Annotated in this window: 23 protein-coding genes; 8 read left to right on the forward strand and 15 right to left on the reverse strand. The window is 67.3% G+C overall.

All coding sequences use genetic code 11. The features are described from left to right. Window positions 1-143 precede the first annotated feature (143 nt). Both proP and AC1HFW_RS28395 read left to right on the forward strand, forming a co-directional pair. Window positions 144-1,682, forward strand: a complete 1,539-nt coding sequence (gene proP / locus AC1HFW_RS28390; protein WP_006390674.1) for a glycine betaine/L-proline transporter ProP — start codon at window positions 144-146, stop codon at window positions 1,680-1,682. A gap of 162 nt (window positions 1,683-1,844) precedes the next feature. Beyond that, a complete protein-coding gene (locus AC1HFW_RS28395) occupies window positions 1,845-2,306 on the forward strand; it encodes a carboxymuconolactone decarboxylase family protein (RefSeq protein WP_241068198.1) in 462 nt (153 codons plus the stop codon). Here the strand turns inward: AC1HFW_RS28395 and AC1HFW_RS28400 are convergent. The 3 genes from AC1HFW_RS28400 to AC1HFW_RS28410 all read right to left on the reverse strand — a co-directional run bounded on the left by AC1HFW_RS28400 (window position 2,287) and on the right by AC1HFW_RS28410 (window position 3,767). Continuing rightward, the gene (locus AC1HFW_RS28400) at window positions 2,287-2,889 is read right to left on the reverse strand and encodes a LysE/ArgO family amino acid transporter (protein WP_006390672.1); all 603 of its coding nucleotides are present in this window, start codon (window positions 2,887-2,889) and stop codon (window positions 2,287-2,289) included. The genes AC1HFW_RS28395 and AC1HFW_RS28400 overlap by 20 nt on opposite strands. A 118-nt stretch (window positions 2,890-3,007) precedes the next feature. After that, window positions 3,008-3,259: a hypothetical protein gene (locus AC1HFW_RS28405; protein ID WP_116522720.1), complete on the reverse strand. Its 252-nt coding sequence runs from the start codon at window positions 3,257-3,259 to the stop codon at window positions 3,008-3,010. Window positions 3,260-3,542: 283 nt separating this feature from the next. Next, window positions 3,543-3,767, reverse strand: a complete 225-nt coding sequence (locus AC1HFW_RS28410; protein WP_006390670.1) for an HP1242/YdcH family protein — start codon at window positions 3,765-3,767, stop codon at window positions 3,543-3,545. A 257-nt stretch (window positions 3,768-4,024) separates the two neighbouring features. On the opposite strand from AC1HFW_RS28410, the gene AC1HFW_RS28415 reads away from it, so the two are divergent. Then, entirely contained in the window at window positions 4,025-5,170 is a 1,146-nt protein-coding gene (locus tag AC1HFW_RS28415; protein ID WP_006390669.1) for a sterol desaturase family protein, read from the forward strand. Window positions 5,171-5,181: 11 nt separating this feature from the next. Here AC1HFW_RS28415 and AC1HFW_RS28420 read toward each other — a convergent pair whose 3' ends face one another. From AC1HFW_RS28420 to AC1HFW_RS28440, 5 genes are all read right to left on the reverse strand, one after another. Continuing rightward, complete coding sequence (locus AC1HFW_RS28420; RefSeq protein ID WP_116522721.1) at window positions 5,182-5,910, reverse strand: anti-sigma factor; 729 nt, start codon at window positions 5,908-5,910, stop codon at window positions 5,182-5,184. Further along, window positions 5,907-6,476: a sigma-70 family RNA polymerase sigma factor gene (locus AC1HFW_RS28425; RefSeq protein ID WP_006390667.1), complete on the reverse strand. Its 570-nt coding sequence runs from the start codon at window positions 6,474-6,476 to the stop codon at window positions 5,907-5,909. The genes AC1HFW_RS28420 and AC1HFW_RS28425 overlap by 4 nt, the downstream gene beginning before the upstream one ends. A gap of 97 nt (window positions 6,477-6,573) precedes the next feature. Continuing rightward, window positions 6,574-7,137 carry a DUF3455 domain-containing protein gene (locus tag AC1HFW_RS28430; RefSeq protein WP_238891847.1) on the reverse strand — a complete coding sequence of 188 codons (564 nt, stop codon included), beginning with the start codon at window positions 7,135-7,137 and terminating at the stop codon, window positions 6,574-6,576. Window positions 7,138-7,283: 146 nt separating this feature from the next. Beyond that, entirely contained in the window at window positions 7,284-8,255 is a 972-nt protein-coding gene (locus AC1HFW_RS28435; RefSeq protein WP_238891848.1) for a LysR substrate-binding domain-containing protein, read from the reverse strand. Between the two features lie 99 nt (window positions 8,256-8,354). Continuing rightward, the gene (locus tag AC1HFW_RS28440; RefSeq protein ID WP_006390664.1) at window positions 8,355-9,290 is read right to left on the reverse strand and encodes an AraC family transcriptional regulator; all 936 of its coding nucleotides are present in this window, start codon (window positions 9,288-9,290) and stop codon (window positions 8,355-8,357) included. 314 nt (window positions 9,291-9,604) lie between these two features. Between AC1HFW_RS28440 and AC1HFW_RS28445 the strand changes: the two genes are divergently transcribed. From AC1HFW_RS28445 to AC1HFW_RS28455, 3 genes are all read left to right on the forward strand, one after another. Beyond that, window positions 9,605-10,651: an aldo/keto reductase gene (locus tag AC1HFW_RS28445; RefSeq protein WP_061074510.1), complete on the forward strand. Its 1,047-nt coding sequence runs from the start codon at window positions 9,605-9,607 to the stop codon at window positions 10,649-10,651. A 138-nt stretch (window positions 10,652-10,789) separates the two neighbouring features. Further along, on the forward strand, window positions 10,790-11,482 hold the full coding sequence (locus AC1HFW_RS28450) for a hypothetical protein (protein ID WP_061073691.1): 693 nt from the start codon (window positions 10,790-10,792) through the stop codon (window positions 11,480-11,482). 9 nt (window positions 11,483-11,491) lie between these two features. After that, the gene (locus tag AC1HFW_RS28455) at window positions 11,492-12,250 is read left to right on the forward strand and encodes a YoaK family protein (protein ID WP_006390661.1); all 759 of its coding nucleotides are present in this window, start codon (window positions 11,492-11,494) and stop codon (window positions 12,248-12,250) included. Window positions 12,251-12,274: 24 nt separating this feature from the next. On the opposite strand, the gene AC1HFW_RS28460 is transcribed toward AC1HFW_RS28455, so the two are convergent. The 3 genes from AC1HFW_RS28460 to AC1HFW_RS28470 all read right to left on the reverse strand — a co-directional run bounded on the left by AC1HFW_RS28460 (window position 12,275) and on the right by AC1HFW_RS28470 (window position 14,668). Further along, window positions 12,275-13,090 carry a hypothetical protein gene (locus tag AC1HFW_RS28460; RefSeq protein WP_479286026.1) on the reverse strand — a complete coding sequence of 272 codons (816 nt, stop codon included), beginning with the start codon at window positions 13,088-13,090 and terminating at the stop codon, window positions 12,275-12,277. A gap of 78 nt (window positions 13,091-13,168) precedes the next feature. Further along, window positions 13,169-13,975 carry a tetratricopeptide repeat protein gene (locus tag AC1HFW_RS28465; RefSeq protein WP_479286027.1) on the reverse strand — a complete coding sequence of 269 codons (807 nt, stop codon included), beginning with the start codon at window positions 13,973-13,975 and terminating at the stop codon, window positions 13,169-13,171. Window positions 13,976-14,122: 147 nt separating this feature from the next. Continuing rightward, window positions 14,123-14,668 (reverse strand): fasciclin domain-containing protein, encoded by a 546-nt coding sequence (locus tag AC1HFW_RS28470; protein ID WP_479286028.1) that lies wholly within the window; start codon window positions 14,666-14,668, stop codon window positions 14,123-14,125. A 345-nt stretch (window positions 14,669-15,013) separates the two neighbouring features. Here AC1HFW_RS28470 and AC1HFW_RS28475 point away from each other — a divergent pair, with 345 nt between their 5' ends. After that, entirely contained in the window at window positions 15,014-15,673 is a 660-nt protein-coding gene (locus AC1HFW_RS28475) for a thiopurine S-methyltransferase (RefSeq protein WP_479286030.1), read from the forward strand. A 79-nt stretch (window positions 15,674-15,752) separates the two neighbouring features. On the opposite strand, the gene AC1HFW_RS28480 is transcribed toward AC1HFW_RS28475, so the two are convergent. From AC1HFW_RS28480 to AC1HFW_RS28495, 4 genes are all read right to left on the reverse strand, one after another. Continuing rightward, window positions 15,753-16,352 (reverse strand): transglycosylase SLT domain-containing protein, encoded by a 600-nt coding sequence (locus AC1HFW_RS28480; protein WP_061073694.1) that lies wholly within the window; start codon window positions 16,350-16,352, stop codon window positions 15,753-15,755. Window positions 16,353-16,580: 228 nt separating this feature from the next. Continuing rightward, complete coding sequence (gene acnB, locus AC1HFW_RS28485) at window positions 16,581-19,172, reverse strand: bifunctional aconitate hydratase 2/2-methylisocitrate dehydratase (protein ID WP_241073237.1); 2,592 nt, start codon at window positions 19,170-19,172, stop codon at window positions 16,581-16,583. A 320-nt stretch (window positions 19,173-19,492) separates the two neighbouring features. Beyond that, a complete protein-coding gene (locus AC1HFW_RS28490) occupies window positions 19,493-20,392 on the reverse strand; it encodes an FxLYD domain-containing protein (protein WP_479286032.1) in 900 nt (299 codons plus the stop codon). Next, complete coding sequence (locus AC1HFW_RS28495; protein ID WP_479286034.1) at window positions 20,382-21,266, reverse strand: FxLYD domain-containing protein; 885 nt, start codon at window positions 21,264-21,266, stop codon at window positions 20,382-20,384. Before AC1HFW_RS28495 ends, AC1HFW_RS28490 begins: the two co-directional genes overlap by 11 nt. 287 nt (window positions 21,267-21,553) lie before the next feature. On the opposite strand from AC1HFW_RS28495, the gene AC1HFW_RS28500 reads away from it, so the two are divergent. After that, window positions 21,554-22,318 (forward strand): TSUP family transporter, encoded by a 765-nt coding sequence (locus AC1HFW_RS28500; RefSeq protein WP_006390655.1) that lies wholly within the window; start codon window positions 21,554-21,556, stop codon window positions 22,316-22,318. Window positions 22,319-22,350: the final 32 nt, after the last annotated feature.

The raw sequence follows: 22,350 nt of genomic DNA on the forward strand, positions 1-22,350 counted from the left end.
CCCTCTCATGTTCGGCATGAGAGGGGTTTTTTTCGGACCCTCGCATCCGCTCAAAATTGGATGCACAAGTCACACTTTGGCGGGATCGATAATGCTCGAGCGCCGGTAGAATTTCAGGGTCGCATTGAATCCGGGGTACTCCCATGGCCGAATCCCTGACCTCTTCTTCGCAGGAAACCGTGCGTCCCTGGCGCAGCGGCGATGTCACCGTCATCGATAACACCAAGCTGAAAAAAGCGGTGACGGCTGCGGCTCTGGGAAATGCAATGGAGTGGTTCGATTTCGGCGTCTATGGCTTCGTGGCCTTCGCGCTGGGGAAGGTGTTCTTCCCGGATGCCTCGCCCGCCGTGCAGACCATCGCGGCGCTCGGCACTTTTTCGGTGCCGTTCCTGGTGCGGCCACTGGGGGGCATCTTCTTTGGCGTAATGGGTGACAAGTTCGGACGACAGAAAGTGTTGTCGCTGACCATCATCATCATGGCCATCAGCACGTTCTGCATCGGACTGATTCCTTCCTACGAGTCGATTGGCTTGTGGGCGCCGCTGCTGTTGCTGCTCTGCAAGTTGGCGCAAGGCTTCTCGGTCGGGGGGGAATACACTGGCGCCGCCATTTTCGTGGCCGAGTATGCGCCGGACCGCCAGCGGGGGTTCCTGGGCAGCTGGCTCGATTTTGGTTCGATCGCGGGTTTCGTGCTGGGCGCGGGCATGGTGCTGCTGCTGCAAACCGCGATGTCCGAACAGGCCTTCCTGGACTGGGGCTGGCGTGCGCCCTTCTTCATTGCCGGCCCGCTGGGGTTGCTGGGCCTGTATCTGCGTCACGCCGCGGAGGAGACTCCGGCCTTCACGCAACAGCTCGAAAAAATGGAGCAGGACGACCGCGACGCGGTGCAAGAGCGGCCCAAGGTATCGGTGCGCGAGATCTTCGCCAAATACCGCAAGGCGTTGCTGGTGTGCATCGGTATGGTGCTGACGACCAACATCACTTATTACATGCTGCTGACCTATATGCCGACCTATCTGTCGGGCAGCCTGCACTATCCGGAACAGCATGGCGTGCTGATCGTGGTCGTGGTGATGGTGGGCATGCTGTTCGTGCAGCCGGGCGTGGGTTTCGTCAGCGACAAGATCGGCCGCAAGCCGTTTTTCATCAGCGGCTGCCTGGGGTTGATGGTGGTGGCCATTCCGGCCTTCCGTCTCCTGGGCAGCGACAACATCGGGCTCATTTTCCTGGGCCTGCTGCTGATCGCGATCGTGCTGAACTGCATGATCGGCGTGATGGCGGCCACGCTGCCGGCGCTGTTTCCGACGCGCATCCGCTACAGTGCGCTGGCGGCGTCCTTCAACGTGGCCATCATCATTGCCGGCCTGACGCCGACCGCCGCGGCCTGGATCGTCGAGGAAACCGACAATCTCATGATGCCGGCGTACTACCTGATGGCTGCCTCCGTGGTGGGCCTGATCACGGCGATCTTCATGCCCGAGACGGCCAACCGGCCGTTACGCGGCGACACGCCGAACGCCGCGAACAAGGGCGAAGTGAAGGCGTTGTTGCAACAAGCCTACGATCACATCGAGCAAAGCGTGCAGGACGTGGACGCCGAGATCGCCGACCTGGAAGAGAAGCTGGACGCATTGAAGCAGAAGCGGCAGCGGTTGGCGGATCGGCATCCGCATATCGACTGACCTGGACGGCCTGGGCAAGGCGGGCGTTTCGCCCGCAAGTCGCTGGCGGTGGCCGTCATCCCGAGACATGGCCCAAGCCGGAACCCGGTTCTTGGATCTACCGCAAAACGCCGCGCGGGCGCAGCATGGAGTCTTCGACAGACAGTTATCAGGACTTTCATCATGAGCCATCGCATCGACTATGCCCAAGCCGCCCCGGAGGGCTACAAGGCATTTGGCGGCGTCTACACCTACCTGCGCCAATGCGGCCTGCCGGAGACGCTGGTCAACCTGGTGTATCTGCGGGTCTCGCAGATCAACGGCTGCGCCTACTGCATCGACATGCACAGCCGCGACCTGCTCAAGCAGGGCGTGGCGGTGGACAAGCTGGTGCTGGTGCCGGTGTGGCGCGAAGGCGGCGCGCTGTTCAGCGCCCGCGAGCAGGCCGCGCTGGCCTGGGCCGAATGCGTGACACGGGTGGCCGAAACCGGCGTGCCGGATGCCGACTACGCTGCCGCCGCGGCCGAATTCAGCGACAAGGAACTGGCGGACCTGACCTATGCGATCGGACTGATGAACGCCTTCAATCGCCTGGGCGTCACGTTCCGCAATACGCCGGCCGCCGTCAGGGCCAGAGCAGCTTGAGCGCAATCGCCAGCATGGCCAAGCCGACCAGGGCGTCCAGGATCCGCCAGGCGGTCTGGCTGGCGAACACCGGCCGCAGCAGGCGGGCGCCGAAGCCCAGGGTGAAGAAGAAGGCGAACGATGCCGTCATGGCGCCCAGCGCGAAGGCGACCTTGCGGCCCTCGTACTGGCTGGAGATCGAGCCCAGCAGCACTACGGTGTCCAGGTAGACGTGCGGGTTGAGCCAGGTGAAGGCCAGGCAGGTCGCCAGCGTGGCGCCCAGCCCGGCAGCCTGGCGCGACGACGGCGTCAGGCTGCCGTGGTTGCGCAGCGCCGAGCGGAAGCTGCGCGCCGCGTAGGTCAAGAGGAACAGTGCGCCGCCGTAGCGCAGCACGGGTTCCAGCCAGGGCAGGGCGTTCGACGCCAGGCCGAAGCCGGCGACCCCCGCGGCGATCAGCACGGCGTCCGATACCGCGCACACCAGGCAGACGGCAAAGACGTGTTCCTGGCGCAGGCCTTGCCGCAGGACGAAGGCATTCTGCGCGCCGATCGCGAGGATCAGGCTGAGGCTGAGGAAAAAACCGGGGAAAAAGGCGCTGGTCATGTCGTACCTTGGATCAAGGGCGACAGACTAGCGGCTGCGGCTTAATTAGAGAATCTAAAGATCCTAATCTATCTTTAGCAATGCTGAATTTCTGGCGGCGTCATGCCGCCGCTCGGGATCAATGGCGCGGGCCACCCTGGCCGGGTTGCAGCTTGTCCAGCTGTGCCTGCAGCGAATCGAGCAGCAGCTGCAATTGCTCGGAGGTCACGGCGTAGACGCGGCCCCGTTCGCTGCGCGTGGCGGCCGCGTGCGACGGGTCGGTCAGGAAGTCCAGCCGCAGCAGCAGCGAATCGTGTTCCACCAACGGCATCATGGCCCAGCCGGTCACCGGCGAGACGGCCTCGCCGGCCTTGAAATCTCTGTCTTGCACTTTGGCTTCCTGTTCACGCGGCCGGCAGGCGACCGTATGGGGGGATTTTATTTATTCAGCTTAATGTCAGCAAGCGCGTTGGAAAGGACGTCGCCTGCGGAGGGGGGCGCATGGCGATCGACGGGGGACGGGGATACCCGGATCCTGTTGCCGGACCCATTCACCCATTGAGCGGTTTGATGATGGAAACTCGGACCGAGTGATGGGCGCGGGCGCGGGACGCGGGCAACAAAAAGGCGCCCCGGAGGTGGGCGCCTTGTGGCGGGAAGTCCGTGAAACCAGGCTAGCCGGCGTCCTGGTCCGCCGCGCGCAGCAAGCTGTAAAGCTTGTCCTTGAGCAGCAGTTTTTCCTTTTTCAGGACTTCGACGTTGGTGTCCGAGGCCGGCACGATGCCCGCCTCCATGTTCTTGATTTCCTGGTCCAGGTCGTTATGCCGCTGGAACAGGGCGGAGAAATGTCCGTTTTCGGCTTTCAAGCGGGTAATCAGTTGGCGATACTCAGGGAACATGACGGCCTCTTGCGTGATCCGGTTGAAGGGGGGCTGCGCGGGGCCGGCGGGCCGGCCCGTAAATGAGCTGTCGGTTCCATGACATCGCAATGGCCCGTCAAAGTCAACCCGCCGCGCCCGCGGCGGCGCGCGGCAATTGACGCGGCGCAAGGGCGCCGCGGCCGGGGATCGCTTGGTCTCATCTCCTCACGTTTCTTTACATGGCTTTCAGAGGCCGGGGATACACTCGCTTCCCCGTGGTCTGCCATAAAAATGAAATGAATCAGCGTGCGCCCATCCATCGCCGGGTCCTGGAATTGTTCAAGCAGGACGGCCGCATCCACCCGGGCACCGGGATGATCACCGGCGTGATCGCGCTGTTCCTGGCGATCCTGTCGGTCCTGGGCGTCCTGGCATTCCATTTTCCGGCGTATCTGACGACGCCCGAACTGCGCACCTTCTACACCGTCGACGCGATGCGCACGCTGCTGTTCGCGGCCTTGCTGGCGTCGGGCACCATCGCCCTGACCAACATCGTGTTCGGCCGCCAGCGCTGGCTCAACATCGCCGCCTTCGTGCTGGTGTGCGGCGCGGTCGCCGCCGGCGGCAGCCAGGTGGTGGTGACCACGTCCAATACCGGCCATCATCCCTACCTGGGCCTGGATTGGTTCATCCTCGACCTGCTGGCCTCCAGCACCGTGTTCATCATCTTCGAAAAGCTGTTCCCGCTGTATCCGGGCCAACCGGTGTTCCGCGGCGAGTGGCAGGTGGACATGAAGCACTTCCTGTTCAACCACCTGTCGGTGGGCGCGGTGCTGCTGTGCATCAACTTCTTCGTGCACCGGCTGTTCTCGTGGGCCGCCTACGAGCCGCTGCAGCAGGCGATCCAGTCGCTGCCGTATCTGGCGGAACTGTTCGTGGCGGTGCTGGTGGCGGACCTGGTGCAGTACGCCGCGCATCGCGCGTATCACGAGGTGCCGTTCCTGTGGCGCATCCACGCGGTGCATCACAGCACCCGCACGCTCGACTGGCTGGCCGGCTCGCGCCTGCACATCGTCGAACTCCTGATCACGCGGGTGGCGGTGCTGGGCGTGCTGTTCGCGCTGGGCTTTTCCAAACCGGTGCTGGACGCCTACATCATCATCGTCGGCTTCCAGGCGGTGCTGATCCACTCGAACGTCAAGCTGCCGTGGGGCTGGCTGCGCTACATCATCGTGACGCCGGACTTCCATCACTGGCATCACTCGTCCGACACCGAGGCGATCGACAGGAACTACGCGGCCCACCTGTCGTTCATCGACTACCTGTTCGGCACTGCGGTGCGCGGCACGGGCAAGCGGCTGCCGGAAAACTACGGCATCCTCGACAACGACATGCCCGGCACCTTCCTGGCGCAGCAGGCCTATCCCTTCCGCAAGAAATAGGTCGGCTGGCGCTACATCATCTTGACCGCGCGGCCGATGAACTGGATCGGTCCGGTGGGCCTGCCGATCGGAGAACCGGTGGCGGGCTCCAGCGTCAGTTCGAACAGCTGATTGGGTTCCAGCGGCGGCAAGGCATCCAGCGGGATGCGCACCGGCTCGCCGGGCTTGACCAGGCCCAGGGACACCGGAGCGGACCAGCCGTCGGCCTTGGTCCAGAACTCCAGGGCGCGATCCGGCGGCACTTGTACCGCGGCGATCGGGACGAGCTGCACGTCGTGCCGTCCGGCCTGGGCCTGTATCACCCAACCCGGCGCCTGCGACTGCGGCGCCACCAGCACCACCATGTATTGCGTGGCCCCGGGCGTCGAGACCGGACGCAGCGCCAGCGCGACCGTCAGGGTCAGCGCCGCGGCCAGGCCGCAGGCGGCCGCGCCGCGCCAGAACGACAGACTGTCCCACAGCCCGGCGCGTGTTCGCCGGGGCTGGCGGGTGGGCGCGGCCTGGCCTGCGTCCAGCGTGGCCGCGATGCGCGGCCAGAGGCCCGGCGACGGATCGATCGGTGTGGCCAGGTCGGTCAATGGCAGCAAGCGTGCTTCCCAGCGATCGACCGCGGCACGCAGCGCGGCGTCGTGCATCAGGCGGGCTTCGACCTCGCGCCGGCGGGCGCCGGGCAAGGTGCCCAGCACGTATTCGCCGGCCAGTTCGTCCAGGCCTTCCGGTGTCGTGGGCAGCGCGCTCATGCCAGGCATTCCTTCAGCGCTTTCAGGCTGCGCTTGATCCAGGCCTTGACGGTGCCCAGGGGCGCGCCGATACGTTGCGCGATCTCGCTCTGCGACAGGCCCTCGACGTAAGCGTGCAGCAGGCAGTTGCGACGCACCGGCTCCAGTTGTTCGAGGCACGGGCCGATGCGGCCGGCGCTGTCGCGCCATTCGAAGGCATCGTGCGTGTCGTGCCAGGCCTGCATCGAGTCACGGATATCCAGGGCCGCTGCGGTGTCTTCGTCCATGCCGGTCTCGTGCCGGCTGTCGCGTACGGCGTTCAAGGCCAGGTTGCGGGCGATGCTGTAGAGCCAGCCGCGCGCCGAGCCCCGCGTGGCGTCGAAGCCGGCGGCCTGCTTCCAGATATTGACGAAGGCGTCATGCACGATGTCTTCGGCGCGGGCGCGGTCGCGCAGGATGCGCTGGGCCACGCCCAGCAAGCGCGGTCCCTCTTGCCGATACAGCGCCTCGAGCGCCGCGCGGCGGCCCGCGGCGCACTCCTTGAGAGCCGCTTCGTAATCGAAATCCGGGGCGGGGCGATGCGGCATCAGCGCGGGCCTGGCAACGGTGAGTACGGACCCGGGCCAGGCCCGGGCGGGTGACTGCATATTACCGGAGTCCGCCCGCCCGCCAAGCCCTGCCGGGTCAGTCCGCCTTCCAGAAAATGTAGTCGGCCTGGTAGGCCACCTGGCTGCGCTGGCCCAGGGTCGCGGTCGTGCACGGCGTCTGCGGCGCCACGCCGCCCTTGAGCGCCGTGCGCTGGATATAGGCCACGCCCGTCAGGGCGCCCGCGCCCATGGCGGGATTGGCCTTGACCAATTGATAGGGCAGGTTGCCCGCGCCGGCCGGGGCCACCGCGACCTGCGTGCCGGTCAGCTTGGAGCCGTCCGCCGCTTCCCAGGTGGCGGGAGGGCCGTAGTACGTGCCGACCTGCTTGCCCTGGCGGTCGTTCAGGACGGCCTTGGGACCGGCGAAAACCCACTCGGCCTGGTCTTTTGCATCGGCCTTGGCGCGGCACTCGTAGGTGATTTCACCCGAGCCCACGGTTTCCCAGGCCACTTTGTGGCCACCGGGTACGCGGACGTCGGCGGGCAGGGCGTCTTGCGAGTACGCCATGGCCTGGGAGGCGCCGAGCGTGCCGCACGCGGCCAGGACCGTGGCGGCGAACAGGCCGGCGCCAGGGCGGCGAAGGGGAAGGCGAGTATTCATGAGCGGTCTCCTGCGGGTAGGGGATCAGTCCGTGACGACACGCGGAATGCGCGCCGTTGCAGGTACTACACGCGAGAGAGCGGTTCGGATGCAGGCGGGCCGGATTTTTTTCGAACCGGGCGGCGAGCCTCGCAATACCTTTATCCCTATTTGTCGGAGACGACGCGGCGCGATGTGATGGCCTGGGGGCAATGGCGCCGTTGCGCGTCGGCCTCCAGGCTGACGATGTGGTGATACTGGTCCGCCATGAAATCCAGCAGCTCGCGCACCGCCGGCAACAATCCCCGGCGCGACGGAAAGACCGCGTGCACGTTGCCCTGTTCGGGCTGCCAGGGGCCGCCCACGTTCACCAGGCGCCCGGCGTCGAGCTCTTCATGGATCATCAGCAGCGGCAGGGCCACGATGCCCACGCCGCGCAGCGCCGCCTGCTTCAGCGCCAGCATGTCGTCCGTCACCAGCCTGGGCGAGAATGGCACCTCGATGCGCGCGCCGTCGGCATCGTCCAGCTTCCAGCGGCATTCGCGCTGCTCGACGCCCAGCGCCAGCGTCGGCATCTGGCCGAGCCGCTGCGGATCGGCGCCGGCAGGCAGGCTCCGGGCCAGTTCGGGGCTGGCCACCAGGCATTGGCGGCCGACGCCCAGGTGCTTCATGACCAGGTCGCTGCTCTCGATGGCGCCGAAGCGCACCCGGACCGCCAGGTCAAAGCCTTCGCGCAGCACATCCACGGGACGGCTGAAGCTCTTCAGGTAGACGTGCACCCTGGGGCACTTTTCCATGAACCGCGCCACCACGTCGCCCAGGAAGTAGTAGATCAGCGCGGGCGGCGCGCTCATGCGGATGGTGCCCTGCGGCTCGGCGTGAGTGCGGTCGATGACGTCCTGCGCCGCTTCGGCGCCCGCCAGCATGGACAGGCATTGCTCGAAATACTCCTGGCCCAGTTCGGTGACGGCGAAGGTGCGCGTCGAACGCTGGATCAGCCGCACGCCGAGCCGTTCTTCCAGCAGCGCGATGCGCCGGCTGAGGCGGGACTTGGGGATGTCCAGGGCGCGTCCGGCCGGCGCGAAGCCGCCGTTGCGCACGACTTGCACGAAGTAGTAGAGATCGTTCAGGTCTTGCATGGGCGTGCCGGCCTCCGCGATGGGCAATCCCCAAGCATATCGCCGATCGCGGCCGAGCCGGCCGCCGCCCCGTGATGGCGGCGGCCGCGCGCGGGAGGATCAGGCAGCCGCCAGCGCCTCGTCCTTCCAGCGCTGCTTGTCGCGCAGGGGCGGGGTGCCGAACAGGCGGCTGTATTCGCGGCTGAACTGCGACGAGCTTTCGTAGCCCACGGCGTGCGCCGCCAGCGCCACGCCGGCGTCGTCGGTCAGCATCAGCCGGCGCGCCTCCTGCAAGCGCAGGTGCTTCTGGTACTGCAGCGGGCTCATCGCGGTGGCCTGCTTGAAGTGATGGTGCAGCGACGACACGCTCATGTGGACGTCGCGGGCGATTTCCTCGACCCGCAGCGGTTGGGCGTAGTTGTCGCGCAGGATGCGGATGGCCTTGGCGACGCGGTTGAGCTGGCTGTCCTGCAGCACGGTCTGGCGCAGCACCACGCCCTGGCCGTTCATCAGCAGGCGGTAAAGCAGCTCGCGCTTGATCATGGGGGCCAGGATCGGGATGTCGCGCGGCGTGTCCAGCAGCCGCAGCAGGCGCAGCATCACGTCCAGCAGCGTGCCGCCCAGCGGGTTGATGCACAGCGCGCGCGAGGATTCGGCCGGCACGAGCGGCGGCAGGTTCTCGTCGCTGATCAGCTCGGTGATCTCCTCGGGATTCAGGTCCAGCCGCAGGCCCAGGTAGGGCAGGGTCGGGCTGGCCACGGACACCTTGGCCACCACCGGCAGGTCGACCGACGAGATCAGGTAATGGAAGGGGTCGTACTCGTAGGTCTCCTCGCCGATCAGCAGCCGCTTGGAGCCTTGGGCGATGACCGCCAGCGCGGCCTTTTGCAGGCCGGGCTTGGGGCCGGTTGGCTGTGACAGGCGGTGCAGGTAAAGGCCCTCGACGGGCGTGTCGAGGGAACCTTCCAGCGTGCCGGTCATGCGTTCCAGCAGGCATAGCAGCTCGTGCCGGGCGGGCTCGAAGACGGGATTGGGGGTGTGGTCGGCGGGAGGCATGGGTGGGCTCCGGGCAAGGCGGCCTTGCGCGCGCGTGGCGCGGGCCGCCGGAGAATCAGGCGATGTCGAGTGTAGACCCAGTCAGCACTCGTGCGGGGGCGTGTCGGGTGGAGTGCGGAGGAATAGGCAAAAAATGCGGAGGATCGGGCGCGTCTCCCGTCCGGCGGCGCGATGGCCAGAGAATCGGGCAAAAAAAGGGCAGGATCGAGCATCCATCGGCCGCCGCCGGCGACGCATACTGTTTTCACCCCGGCCATGCCGGCGCCGCCCATCCCGGGACGGCCGCCGCGCCGCGCCCAGGAAGGAGTGCAATGATGCGGTACAAGAAATTCGGTAGCACCGGCCTGTTCGTCTCGGAACTGTGCCTGGGCACGATGACCTTCGGCGGCGAAGGCGAGCTGTGGAGCAAGATCGGCGCCCTGCAGCAGGAGGACGCCAACCGCCTGGTGGGACGCGCGCTGGAAGCGGGCGTCAATTTCATCGACACGGCGGACGTGTATTCGGAGGGCCGTTCCGAAGTCATCACCGGCCAGGCGCTGCGCGACCTGAAGGTGGCGCGCGATGACGTCGTCATCGCCACCAAGGTGTTCGGCCAGACTGGCGCGGGCGTCAACGCCCGGGGCAATTCGCGCGTCCACATCATGGAAGGCGTCAAGAAGAGCCTGGCGCGCCTGCAGCTGGACCATATCGACCTCTACCAGATCCACGGTTTCGATCCGGCCACGCCGATCGAGGAAACCGTGCGCGCGCTCGACAACCTGGTGCAGCATGGCCACGTGCGCTACGTCGGCGTGTCCAACTGGGCGGCCTGGCAGATCATGAAGGCGCTGGGCATCGCCGAGCGCCTGGGCCTGGCCCGCTTCGAATCGCTGCAGGCCTACTACACCATCGCCGGGCGCGACCTGGAGCGCGAGATCGTGCCCCTGCTGCAAAGCGAGGGCGTCGGCCTGATGGTGTGGAGCCCGCTGGCGGGCGGCCTGCTCAGCGGCAAGTACAGCCGCGACGGCCAGGCCGCGGCCGGCGACCGCCGCGCCCAGTTCGACTTCCCGCCGGTCAACCGCGAGCGCGCCTTCGACAGCATCGACGCCTTGCGCCAGGTGGCCGACGCGCGCGGCGTGTCGGTGGCGCAGGTGGCGCTGGCCTGGCTGCTGCACCAGAAGGCGGTCACCAGCGTCATCATCGGCGCCAAGCGCGTCGATCAGCTCGACGACAACCTGGCGGCCACGGCGATCCGCCTGACGGCCGAAGAGCTGGCGGCGCTGGACCAGGTGAGCGCCCTGCCGCCCGAGTATCCGGGCTGGATGTTCACGCGCCAGGGCGAGTTCCGCCGCAAGCAGCTGAGCGAGTCCGACGCCGGGTGAGGTGAGGGGGACTCGGACCGAGAAAGGCCGGCGGTGGCGGCAAGCCCCGCCGGCCGGGGCGATGAGGCGGGTAGAATCCAGGAACCGGGCGCGGCCCGTTCGCCGGCCGCGCTGCCCCTTTTTCCGGGAGTTCCCGCTATGAAGCGCTATGCGCGCGCCGCCGGCCTGGCGCTGGTCATCATGATGGTTGCCGGGGTTGGCACCGCCTCGGCGGCGGCCAAGCCGTCTTTCGATTGCGCCCGCGCCAAGAGCGGCGCCGAGAAAGCCATTTGCGGCGATCCCAAGCTGGCGGCGCTGGACGTCAGCATCGCCCAGCGCTTTGGCAAGGCGCGCCATGCCTACGATGACGCCACCGCCAAGATATTCTCGACCGAACAATGGCTGTTCAATGGCGTTCGCGACCAGTCCTACGAGCGCCCCTTCAACAACGCCACCGGCGCGGCCGAGCTGGCCGAACGGCTGGCGGACCGCGACAAGTTCCTCGCGTCGCTCGAACTGACGCCCCGCAACGGCTTCGAGGGCCAATGGGGCAATTACGGTGGCCAGCTCAAGGTCGTGCGGCAGGCGGACGGCAGCCTGTTCGCCGAAGTCTCGGCGGCGGACCCCTACAACGCCCGCTGGCTGTGCGATATGTCAGGCAAGGCCGAGGCGCGCGGCGATACCCTGGTGGTCCACGAAAAGGACGCGCCCGGCTGGACGCTGGTGCTGCGCCGCAAGGGCGCGGGCCTGGTGGCCGAGGAGGCGCGGCCGTCCGGCGACAAGAGCGGCGATCCCACGCCCAGCTGCGGCTCGGGCGGCTCCATGGACGGCACCTATTTCGCCGTGCACTAGCGCGCCGCCGTGGCCATCCCCTTCCTGCGCCAGCTCACCGCGGTCAGCCGTACGCCGCAGGCCAACCGGCGGCTGGCGTATTTCCTGACTTTCATCGCGGGGGCCGTCAACGCGGGCGGTTTCCTGGCCGTGCAGCAGTACACCTCGCACATGTCGGGCATCGTCTCGATGATCGCCGACCACATGGTGCTGGGCGGCCTGGCCGTGGTGGTGCAGGGACTTGCCGCGCTGCTGTCGTTCGTGGCGGGCGCGGCCACCTCGGCCTCGCTGATCAATTTCGGCCGGCGCACGCACCTGGCCAGCGAATTCGCCCTGCCGCTGATGGTCGAGGCGGTGCTGTTGCTGGCCTTCGGCCTGCTGGGGGCGAACCTGGAGAACCTGCGCTGGTTCTACGTGCCGGGCACCGTGATGCTGCTGTGCTACATCATGGGCCTGCAGAACGCGATGATCACCAAGGTGTCCAAGTCCGAGATCCGCACGACCCACGTGACCGGCATGGTCACCGACATCGGCATCGAGCTGGGCAAGCTGTTCTACTGGAACCTGGCGCACGAAGACAAGGCGGGCACACCGCCCGTGCGGGCCGACCGCGGCAAGCTGATCGTGCTGAGCACGCTGGTCACGCTGTTCTTCGCCGGTGGCGTGACGGGCGCCTATTCCTTCTTCCACTACGGCTTCGGTTCGACCCTGCCGCTGGCGCTGTTCCTGATGGTGCTGGCGGCGGTGCCGGTGGCCGACGACATCCGCCATTTCTTCGCGCGTCCGTAGCGCACCCGCCGCACGGCGCGCGGTTCAGGCCTTGGCGTGCGCCAGCACCACCTGCAGCGCCGCCGCCGTCTGCCAATGCAGTTTTTCCAGGCGCGCATCCGTGGCGGGATCGGTGATGGCGCGGCCATCGGCGCCCACCGGATAGGGTTTGCCCAGCAGCCGCGCCATGTCGATCTGGTAGTAGCTGCTGTCGCCATACGGGCGCTTGCCGTCGATGAAGGGCATCGGCCAGAAAGCGTCGCCTTCGCGCAGCACCGCGGCCAGTTCGCCCGGGCCGGCCTCGCGCCAGTTCGCCGCGCGCAACAGCGTCAGGTGCTCGCGCCGCAGTTCGAAGCGGCCCTGCGCATCGACGCCGCTGTCGGGAAAATCGAAGGCCTCGCGCCGTTGCGGCGGCACCGCATAGCGGCCGGGCGCCAGGCCGCCGATGTCGCGCACATAGGCTGGCACCAGCCGGCACACTTCCGCCAGGCGCCGCGTCGCCAGGCTTCGGTCTGACGTGCCCAGCAATGTCATCGCCGCGGCGATTGTGTCCTTGCCGCTCAACGGATGTTCGAATTCGATGCCGGGCGCGCCGGACTCCACGGGAATCCAGATCACGCCCAGTCCGCGCATCAGCCTGGCGTGGTCGGCGCCGTAGCGGATGCTCGCCAAGTCCGCCTGGAAAACCTGGCGGACGATAGTGTCCCGGCCGTTCGGCGCCGCGGCGTTCGCGGCTGACGCGATGCGCAGCGGCGCGCAGGCCAGCGCCGCCAGGGCCAACGTCAGCGCCCGCCGGGGCGGGGATGCGAGGCTGCCTTGCGGGGCAAGCGCCAGGATCGGTTCGGACGATAGGCGAGGCATGGGGCGGACTCCTGTGGTCGTGGAAGGCGGGCGTGTCGTGGCAATGCAGGGGCGGCGGGCGCCGGAAAAAGGGTGGCGCTAGCGCGGCAACGACGCCAGCTCGGCGGCCGCGCGGGAATAGCCGGGTTGCAACCGCAGCGCCGCCTCGTAGCTGGCGCGGGCGTCGACCTGGCGACCCAGCCGCCGCAACAGCATGCCCTGGTTGGTCAGTATCTGGGCGCTGGGCGGTGTCGCCGCCACCGCCCGCTCATACGCTTGGAGGGCCTCCGCGGTGCGGTCCAGGCCGTCCAGCAGCGCGGCCTCCAGGTTCAGGCCGATGCTCCACTGCGGATAGCGCGTCGTCAGGGCCCGCGTCGTGGCCAGCGCATTGGGCAGGTCCCGCAGTTCGGCCTGGACGCCGGCCTTGTTCACATAGAACCAGCGATTGTCCGGGTTCAGCTTGATCGCTTCGTCGAACCGTTCGAGCGCCGCGGCGGGCTGGCCGTTGACCGTTTGCAGCTTGCCCAGGAAGTTCCTGACGTCGGCGTTGGCCGGATCGCGCTGCGACAGGGCTTCGGCGATGCGCTGCGCCTGCGCCGGGTCGTTGCCGCGCAGCGCGGCGGAGATCTGCTGGTTCATCTCCTGCAGCGGCGCCGGCCATTGCTGGATGCGGGCGCGCAAGGCGGCGCTCTCGGCGGCCAGCTCGGCCTGGTAGGCGTTGTCGAATTCCAGCGGCGGTTGCGCCTGCGCGCTGGCGGCGGCGGGGGCCGTCAGCAGCAGCGCGGCCAGCAGGCCGCGGACCACGGGCCCGACATGCAGCTGGCCGGCGCACCGGTCCGCCAGCCATGCCGCGGCGAGCCGCCAGCCGGGCGACAATCGAAAAGGACGATGCGGCGTTGCGATCATGAGGGTCGGAAACAGGGGCCTGGGCCCCCTACGATATCCCGAAACCGCACCAACGCTCGCCCGCACGGAAAAGCCCGGCATCATCGCCGGGCCGGTCCGTATCCCGCCAAGCCCTGGCCTCGCGGCCCGGCAGGCGGGGAGAGGGGCTTACTTGGGCATGAGCACGCTGTCGATCACGTGGATCACGCCGTTGGACTGGTAGACGTCATAGGTGCTGATGTTGGCGACGCCGCCTTTCTCGTCCTTGACGATGAGGTTGTGCTTGCCGTTCATCATCACCCACAGCTTGCCGCCGCTGGCGGTAGTCAGCTCGGTGACGCCGCCCTTCTTTGCCTTGGCGGCCAGCGCGTCGAAGTCCAGCTTGCCGGGGACCACGTGGTACGTCAGGATCTTGGTCAGGGTGGCCTTGTTCTCGGGCTTGACCAGGGTGTCGACCGTGCCGGCCGGCAGCTTGGCGAAGGCGGCATTGGTGGGGGCGAACACCGTGAACGGACCCTTGCCCTGCAGCGTGTCCACCAGGCCGGCGGCCTTGACCGCGGCCACCAGGGTGGTGTGGTCGGCGGAGTTGACTGCGTTGGCGACGATGTTCTTGCCGGGCATCATCGGTTGGCCGCCGACCATGACATCGGCGGCATAGGTGGGCGACAGGGTCAGGGCGGAGCAGGCGATGGCAATCGAAGCTAGCAATTTCATGACGATCTCCTTTTTGGTTGGCCGTCGCTAGCAGATACGGGGCAGCCCCCCGTCTGGATGCATCCGACGACCTGGAGCAAACCCTAGGCCGGCGTGATCGCCCGGCGCCGGCGTGCGCGGGCCCGACGCCCGGATTGCCGGGATCACTACAATGGGAGGATCGGTACCCGGCGGGGGCGTCACCGCCGCCGGGCATCGGTAAACACGCCTTTCGGGCGCTTGTTCGCAACGTAGTTCCGGCCGCGGACGGGTAGCATCCGAAAGAGTGATTACCAGGCCGCGCACCGGCGCGCGGCGCTGCGGTGAATCATTCGATTCGCTATTTTCCGGAGGATAAGAACAAACATGGACGCGGAATTCTGGTTGGAACGCTGGCGCGACGGGCGCACGCATTTTCATCAAACACGAGTGACGCCGCTGCTGCAGAAATACTGGCCGACACTCTCGGTGCCCGCGGGCGGCAAGGTGCTGGTGCCGCTGTGCGGCAAATCCCTCGACATGGTCTGGCTGGCGGCGCAAGGCTTCCAGGTGCTGGGCGTGGAACTGTCGCAACTGGCGGTCGAGCAGTTCTTCGTCGAGAACGAGCTCAAGCCGGTGATCCAGGAAAGCGCCTATGGCAGGCACTACGTGGCAGGCAACATCGAGATCATCTGCGGCGACATCTTCAAGCTGGATGCGCCGCTGTTGTCGCACTGCGTCGGCGCGTATGACCGCGCGGCGCTGGTCGCCCTGCCGGTGGAGATGCGCGGCGAGTACGTGCGCCATGTCTACGGGCAACTGTCGCCCGGCTATCGCGGCCTGTTGATCACGCTGGACTATCCGCAGGAAGAGATGGACGGCCCGCCGTTCGCGGTGGTGGACGCCGAGATGCGCACGCTGTTCAGCGGCGTCTCGCCAGCGGTCATCATCGACCGCCGCGACATCCTGGCCAAGGAGCCCAAGTTCGCCGAGCGCGGCGTGAGCCGGCTCGACACGGTCGTCTACCGGTTGGGCGTGCAGGCCTGAGGCTGGCTGGGGCGGCGCGTCGATGCCGCCCGCCGGGGCCTGGCGGCCTGCCGCCAGGCTTCGCGCCAGGGGCGCCGGCTCAGAAGAACCAGCCGCCGCGGGTCAGGTCCTTTTCGCAGCTCTTGTACTGGCTGGCGAATTTGTCGGCGCGCGCCTGCACTTTCTTCGACACCGTCTTGAGCCACGCCTTGCGGTCATAGCTGCGGTTGCGGTAGCCGGTCCAGCCCTCGTGGTAGTTCAGGTACTGGCCGTAGGCGTCCGACTTGGAAATGCCGTTCAGGCGCTGGCTCTTGTTCATGTACCAGCCCATGAAGTCCAGCGCGTCGGCGAAATTGTCGCGGCTGGAACCCCAGCCGCCCGCGTCTTTCTTGTAGTCGGCCCAGGTCTCGTCCTTGGCCTGCGCGTAGCCGTAGGCGGAGCTGACGCGGCCCCACGGGATGATGCCCAGGAAGTAGTAGCGCGGCGGCACCGCGTCCTGCTTGAAGCTGGACTCCTGGTACATCATCGCCATCGGCACCTGCACCGGGGCGCCCCATTTCTTCTGCACCTTGAGCGCGGCATCGTGCCAGTCCGGCTTTTCGCGGAAGATGGCGCAGATGTTTTCCGGATTCGAGGGCGGGGCGGTGGCGCAGCCGGCAAGCGCGGCCAGCAGCGGCAGCGGCATCAAGAGCCGTGTCATTGGCGGTCTTCTCCTGGTGCCGGCGGGGCGGCGGTTACGTTCTGTTTGTCACGGTTTGCTGTGATTGTATGAAAACGTATCGGTGGAAAAGTTCCGCCCCCCATTTTTTTATCGACGCCGCGCGGGGCAGGGTGGATTCCAGCGGCCGTCTGCCGCGTTGGCGCCACCAATGAAAACGGCCCCGGATCGCTCCGGGGCCGTGTCACAGGCGTGCCTGCGTGGCGAGGTTTAGACCTCGATCACGTCCGCCACGTCCTTGTAGTCGGCGATCTTGTCGAAGTTCAGGTACTGGTAGATCTGGTCGCCGCTCTTGTTGATGACGCCCATGTCGGCCATGTACTCGTCCTTGGTCGGGATGCGGCCCAGCTTCGAGCAGATCGCGGCCAGTTCGGCCGAACCCAGGTACACGTTGGTGTTCTTGCCCAGGCGGTTCGGGAAGTTGCGGGTGCTGGTGGACATCACCGTCGCGCCTTCGCGGACCTGCGCCTGGTTGCCCATGCACAGCGAGCAGCCCGGCATTTCGGTGCGGGCGCCGGCCGTGCCGAACACGCCGTAATGGCCTTCCTCGGTCAGCTGCGTGGCGTCCATCTTGGTGGGCGGGGCCACCCACAGCTTGACCGGGATGTCGCGCTTGCCTTCGAGCAGCTTGGACGCCGCGCGGAAGTGGCCGATGTTGGTCATGCAGCTGCCGATGAACACTTCGTCGATCTTGGCGCCGGCGACTTCCGACAGCGTCTTGACGTCGTCCGGGTCGTTCGGGCAGGCCACGATGGGCTCGTGCACGTCGGCCAGGTCGATCTCGATGACGGCGGCGTATTCGGCGTCGGCGTCCGGTTCCAGCAACTGGGGATTGGCCAGCCAGGCTTCCATCGCCTTGATGCGGCGGCCCAGCGTGCGCTCGTCTTCGTAGCCGTTGGCGATCATCCACTTGAGCATCACGATGTTGCTGTTGATGTACTCGATGATCGGTTCCTTGTTCAGGCGCACCGAGCAGCCGGCGGCCGAACGCTCGGCCGAGGCGTCCGACAGTTCGAAGGCTTGTTCGACCTTCAGGTCGGGCAGGCCTTCGATTTCGAGGATGCGGCCGGAGAAGATGTTCTTCTTGCCTTGCTTGGCGACCGTCAGCAGGCCCGCCTTGATGGCGTACAGCGGGATCGCGTTGACCAGGTCACGCAGGGTGACGCCGGGCTGCAGCTTGCCCTTGAAGCGGACCAGCACCGATTCCGGCATGTCCAGCGGCATCACGCCGGTGGCGGCGGCGAAGGCGACCAGGCCCGAACCGGCCGGAAACGAGATGCCGATGGGGAAGCGGGTGTGCGAGTCGCCGCCGGTGCCGACGGTGTCGGGCAGCAGCATGCGGTTGAGCCACGAGTGGATCACGCCGTCGCCCGGACGCAGCGAGACGCCGCCGCGGGTGCTGATGAACTCGGGCAGCGTGTGGTGCGTCTTGACGTCCACGGGCTTGGGATAGGCGGCGGTGTGGCAGAACGACTGCATCACCAGGTCGGCCGAGAAGCCCAGGCAGGCCAGGTCCTTCAGCTCGTCGCGGGTCATGGGGCCGGTGGTGTCCTGGCTGCCGACCGAGGTCATCTTCGGTTCGCAGTAGGTGCCCGGGCGGATGCCGCGGCCTTCCGGCAGGCCGCAGGCGCGGCCGACCATCTTCTGGGCCAGCGAGAAACCCTTGCCGGTATCGGCCGGGTCCTTGGGCAGGCGGAACAGCGTCGACGGGGCCAGGCCCAGCGCTTCACGCGCCTTGGCGGTCAGGCCGCGGCCGATGATCAGCGGAATGCGGCCGCCGGCGCGCACTTCGTCGAACAGCACGTCGGACTTCACTTCGAATTCGGCGATGACTTCGCCGTTCTTGATGGCCTTGCCTTCATAGGGGCGCAGCTCGACCACGTCGCCCATTTCCATCTTGGAAACGTCGAGTTCGATCGGCAGGGCGCCGGCGTCTTCCATGGTGTTGTAGAAGATCGGGGCGATCTTGTTGCCCAGGCACACGCCGCCGAAACGCTTGTTCGGCACGAAGGGGATGTCTTCGCCGGTGAACCACAGCACCGAGTTGGTGGCCGACTTGCGCGAGGAGCCGGTGCCGACCACGTCGCCGACGTAGGCGACCAGGTGGCCCTTGTCCTTGAGCGATTCGATGAACTTGACCGGGCCGCGCTTGCCGTCTTCTTCCGGTTCGAACGCGGCGCCGTCGCGCTTGTTCTTGAGCATCGCCAGGGCGTGCATCGGGATGTCGGGGCGGGTGGTGGCGTCCGGGGCCGGCGACAGGTCGTCGGTGTTGGTTTCGCCGGGAACCTTGAAGACCGTGATGGTCAGGCTTTCGGGCAGTTCAGGACGGCTGGTGAACCATTCGGCGTCGGCCCAGCTCTGCATCACGGACTTGGCGTTGGCGTTGCCCTTGTCGGCCTTTTCCTTGACGTCGTGGAAGGCGTCGAACATCAGCAGGGTCTTTTTCAGGGCGTCGGCGGCGATCGTGCCGATTTCCTTGTCGTCGAGCAGTTGGACCAGCGGGCCAATGTTGTAGCCGCCCAGCATGGTGCCGAGCAGCTCGGTCGCCTTGGCGCGGCTGATCAGGGCACAAGCTTCGGAGCCCAGGGCCACGGCGGCCAGATACGAGGCCTTGACCTTGGCGGCATCATCCACGCCGGCCGGAACACGGTGGGTCAGCAGCTCGACCAGGTTCTGCTCTTCGCCCGCGGGCGGGTTCTTCAGCAGTTCGATCAGTTCAGCGGTTTGTTTTGCCGTCAGGGGCAGCGGGGGAATCCCCAGAGCCGCGCGTTCGGCAACGTGTTGGCGGTAAGTATCCAGCATGTTGAGGCCTGCTTAAAGTCGGGTTGGAAGAAGGGTTGTCGCCAGAATTGTAGAGGGAAGAGGGGGGCGCTAGCAAATGTCTTATATCTTATATAAGACTTGAGTCGATAGGCGTTGTCTGCGGGCCACGCCGGGGCGCCGCCGAGGGTGGGACGGGGCAGTCTCGCGGGGCTGAAAACGGGGTCGATTCAGTGGCCGGCGTCCCCGCGCGAGGAGGGGGGCGGGCGCTGCGGCAGGCCCCTCGCCCGCGTTCGGGCAGCGGGAACCCATGGTGAAGCCGGGGGGGCGTGAGGACTGCCGGGCGGGCGCCCGGCGCAGGATCAGTTGGCCTTGGCGTCGTACACCACGCCCACGCGGGCGAAGTTGGCGCCGTACTGCTTGACGTCCAGCTGGAACGGAGCGCTCTCGCCCGGCTTGAGCTTGGGCAGGCGCAGCTCCGAGTAGCGCGCGCCGGTCAGCTTGTCCTGCGCGTCATAGAGGCTGACCCAGACCTTCACGTTGTCGATCTCGGCGCTGTCGTTGTTGCGCACCCGGCCATGCACCGTGACGTACTTGTAGCGATAGCGGTAGGTGAAATTCAGCGTGCCGGTGCCGATGCCGGCCTCGGTGTTCTCGACGCTGATGTCCAGCGCCGGCCGGGTGCCGGGCAGGGCCGCGCGCTTGGCTGGTTTCCAGTCGGTCTTGACCTCGGAAAAGCGTTCGAAGTTCTCGCCGTTCAGCAGCACCGGAATGCGCTCGCCGGGGTACAGCATGGCCGGCAGCGACCATTCCTGGCGCAGCCGCAGGGGGCGCGAGCCATCGAACACCGAGATCTCCATGCCCGGCGACAGCGCCACGTACTTGTCGCTGCGGTTGACCACCTCGGCCAGCAGCAGCGGGCGCTCGATTTCGTCCAGCAGGCGGCGCGGGGCGGACAAGGCCAGCGCGGCCGGGTCGAACAGGGCGAAGTCCGGGTCCAGCAATTCGGCCGTGGTCAGCCGCACCTGGTCGATGATGCGCGGGTTGGCGGGGCTGACGCGCACGATGCGGCTGGCGGGGCCTTCGGGCGTCGGCGCCGCGGCGGCGGGCGCCGGCGTGGCCTGGGCCGCCTTGGGCGCGTCCCAGGGCAGCAGGCCGTTGTACTTGGCCAGGGCGTAGCCGCCGGCGGCGAGGATGATCAGCACCAGCCCGGCCCGGGCGGGCCGCGACAGGGGCCGCGCGGGGGAACGGTCAGCCTTCACTTTGCACCATGTAATCGTAGGAGCCGACCTTGCCTTCGGCCAGCATGTCGCAGCGCACGTCGAACGAGGTCAGCGCGCCGGGGGCGAGCGGACTGGCCGAGCCATAGCCATTGCCGGTGCCGATCAGCTTGCCGTCCTCGCCGTACAGCATCACCGTCACCTGGGTGCTGCTGGCGGCGACCGCGCCCTTGTTGCGCAGCAGGCCGACCAGGCGGTAGGCGCCATCGTTGCGCACCAGTTGCACCTTGTCGGCGGCGACGTCGCGGGGGCTGCTGCTCGCCAGCGATGGCGTGGCCGGCTTCAGCACGTAGCGGCTGTAGGCGGTGTCGGGCAGGGAGATCGTCACCGGGGTGTATTCGCCGGGCAGCAGCGTGCGCGCCATCGGCGAGCCCGAGGCGGACGACAGTGTCAGTTCGCCCTGGTAGAACGTGGCGGTGACGCGCGGCGCATCGATCTTCTTGCCGGTCTCGTTGCGCATCAGCATCACCAGCTGGTTGCGGCCGCGCGCGCGCACTTCCTGCACGTCCGTCAGCTTGACCAGCGCGGCGTCGATGGGCGGCGTGGCGGCGCGCGAGGGCGAGCGGGTCGACGAACCACTATTGAACAGCGTGGCGGTGAGCGGCACCAGGATCGCGGCCAGCACCACCAGCACGATGGCGATGATCGCGCCCGGCTGCAATTTGGCGGCGGGCGCCGGCTGCTGCATGCCGCGCAGGATCTTCTCCAGGCGCTGGGCGACATTGTCCTCGACCAGGGTGACGGCGTGGCAATGGCTGCACTGGTATTCGTTGGTATCCAGCTTGGTGAACTGCGCGCTGCCGCAAGTCGAGCAGGTCAACGTCACTGTATTGATCGTGGTCTGTTTGGGTGTCATGCGAGAGGGCGGGCGCGCCGCGTCCGGGGCGGCGCCGGGATGGCGCGGCCGGGCCGGGCGTGGCTGGCTTACTGGGCCGCAAGGATAGCGGCGGCGAGTCGGCGGCGGGGTGCATGAGCGCATCTGATTATTACGAAATGTATGCGAAGGCCCGCGGTCGCCGCCGGGCCCGGTGCTATGATCGCCGGCTTCCAAGCCCTTGAATACGCCGTTCCCCAGTCGTTCCGCTCCTGGCCGCGATCCCTCGCGGCGGGGCCGAGCCGAGGCAGGTCAGGCTCCGCCCCAGCATGAGCATCTTCCAACACGTGTTGTTCCTCGCCTGCGTGGCGCTGGCGACCTACGCCCAAACCATGACGGGGTTCGCCTTCGGCCTGGTGCTGCTGGGGCTGTCCGGCGTGTTCCAGCTGGCGTCCGTGTCCGAAGTGGCCAATGTGGTCAGCGTGCTGTCCCTGGTCAATGCCGTGGTCACGCTGGCGCGGGCCAAGCCGCAGGTCAATTGGCGCCTGATGACGCCGGCGCTGGTCAGCAGCCTGGCCGGCGTGGCGGTGGGAGTGGTGGCGCTGGCCTGGATCAGCGGCGCCATGGCGGTGCTGCTGCAATTGCTGCTGGGCCTGACCATCCTGGCGTGCGCCGTGCTGCTGGTGGCGCGTACCCAACCGCTGGAGCGCCTGTCGTCGCGCGCCTCGTTCGTGCTGTTCGGCGGGGTCTCGGGCGTGCTGGGGGGCCTGTTCTCCAGCGCCGGCCCGCCGATGGTCTACCACCTGTATCGCCAGCCCCTGCCGCTGGCATCCATCCGCAACAGCCTGCTGGTGCTGTTTTCACTGAACGCGGTCGTGCGCCTGGCGCTGGTGACGGGGCAGGGCACGTTCATGGCCACGTCGTTCTGGTTGAGCCTGCAGGCCTTGCCGGTCGTGATCGGGGTGACCTGGGTCGCGCGCCGCTACGCCACCGCCGGGTCGATGAAGACCGTCAAGCGGATGGTGTTCGTGCTGCTGCTGGCGGCCGGGCTCGGCCTGATCGTGCCGGCGTCCCGGCTCCTCGCGGCGGGGTAGCCGCGAGGTCGATGGCCCGGGCCTTGCCTGGG

The organism is Achromobacter sp. ISS7, from assembly GCF_056523125.1.

Excerpts from the sequence above, each read along its gene's own strand:
- proP (WP_006390674.1), top strand. The coding sequence starts at position 144 with ATGGCCGAATCCCTGACCTCTTCTTCGCAGGAAACCGTGCGTCCCTGG.
- AC1HFW_RS28395 (WP_241068198.1), top strand. The coding sequence starts at position 1,845 with ATGAGCCATCGCATCGACTATGCCCAAGCCGCCCCGGAGGGCTACAAG.
- AC1HFW_RS28400 (WP_006390672.1), bottom strand. The coding sequence starts at position 2,889 with ATGACCAGCGCCTTTTTCCCCGGTTTTTTCCTCAGCCTCAGCCTGATC.
- AC1HFW_RS28410 (WP_006390670.1), bottom strand. The coding sequence starts at position 3,767 with ATGTTCCCTGAGTATCGCCAACTGATTACCCGCTTGAAAGCCGAAAAC.
- AC1HFW_RS28415 (WP_006390669.1), top strand. The coding sequence starts at position 4,025 with ATGAATCAGCGTGCGCCCATCCATCGCCGGGTCCTGGAATTGTTCAAG.
- AC1HFW_RS28420 (WP_116522721.1), bottom strand. The coding sequence starts at position 5,910 with ATGAGCGCGCTGCCCACGACACCGGAAGGCCTGGACGAACTGGCCGGC.
- AC1HFW_RS28425 (WP_006390667.1), bottom strand. The coding sequence starts at position 6,476 with ATGCCGCATCGCCCCGCCCCGGATTTCGATTACGAAGCGGCTCTCAAG.
- AC1HFW_RS28430 (WP_238891847.1), bottom strand. The coding sequence starts at position 7,137 with ATGAATACTCGCCTTCCCCTTCGCCGCCCTGGCGCCGGCCTGTTCGCC.
- AC1HFW_RS28435 (WP_238891848.1), bottom strand. The coding sequence starts at position 8,255 with ATGCAAGACCTGAACGATCTCTACTACTTCGTGCAAGTCGTGCGCAAC.
- AC1HFW_RS28440 (WP_006390664.1), bottom strand. The coding sequence starts at position 9,290 with ATGCCTCCCGCCGACCACACCCCCAATCCCGTCTTCGAGCCCGCCCGG.
- AC1HFW_RS28445 (WP_061074510.1), top strand. The coding sequence starts at position 9,605 with ATGCGGTACAAGAAATTCGGTAGCACCGGCCTGTTCGTCTCGGAACTG.
- AC1HFW_RS28450 (WP_061073691.1), top strand. The coding sequence starts at position 10,790 with ATGAAGCGCTATGCGCGCGCCGCCGGCCTGGCGCTGGTCATCATGATG.
- AC1HFW_RS28460 (WP_479286026.1), bottom strand. The coding sequence starts at position 13,090 with ATGCCTCGCCTATCGTCCGAACCGATCCTGGCGCTTGCCCCGCAAGGC.
- AC1HFW_RS28465 (WP_479286027.1), bottom strand. The coding sequence starts at position 13,975 with ATGATCGCAACGCCGCATCGTCCTTTTCGATTGTCGCCCGGCTGGCGG.
- AC1HFW_RS28470 (WP_479286028.1), bottom strand. The coding sequence starts at position 14,668 with ATGAAATTGCTAGCTTCGATTGCCATCGCCTGCTCCGCCCTGACCCTG.
- AC1HFW_RS28475 (WP_479286030.1), top strand. The coding sequence starts at position 15,014 with ATGGACGCGGAATTCTGGTTGGAACGCTGGCGCGACGGGCGCACGCAT.
- AC1HFW_RS28480 (WP_061073694.1), bottom strand. The coding sequence starts at position 16,352 with ATGACACGGCTCTTGATGCCGCTGCCGCTGCTGGCCGCGCTTGCCGGC.
- acnB (WP_241073237.1), bottom strand. The coding sequence starts at position 19,172 with ATGCTGGATACTTACCGCCAACACGTTGCCGAACGCGCGGCTCTGGGG.
- AC1HFW_RS28495 (WP_479286034.1), bottom strand. The coding sequence starts at position 21,266 with ATGACACCCAAACAGACCACGATCAATACAGTGACGTTGACCTGCTCG.
- AC1HFW_RS28500 (WP_006390655.1), top strand. The coding sequence starts at position 21,554 with ATGAGCATCTTCCAACACGTGTTGTTCCTCGCCTGCGTGGCGCTGGCG.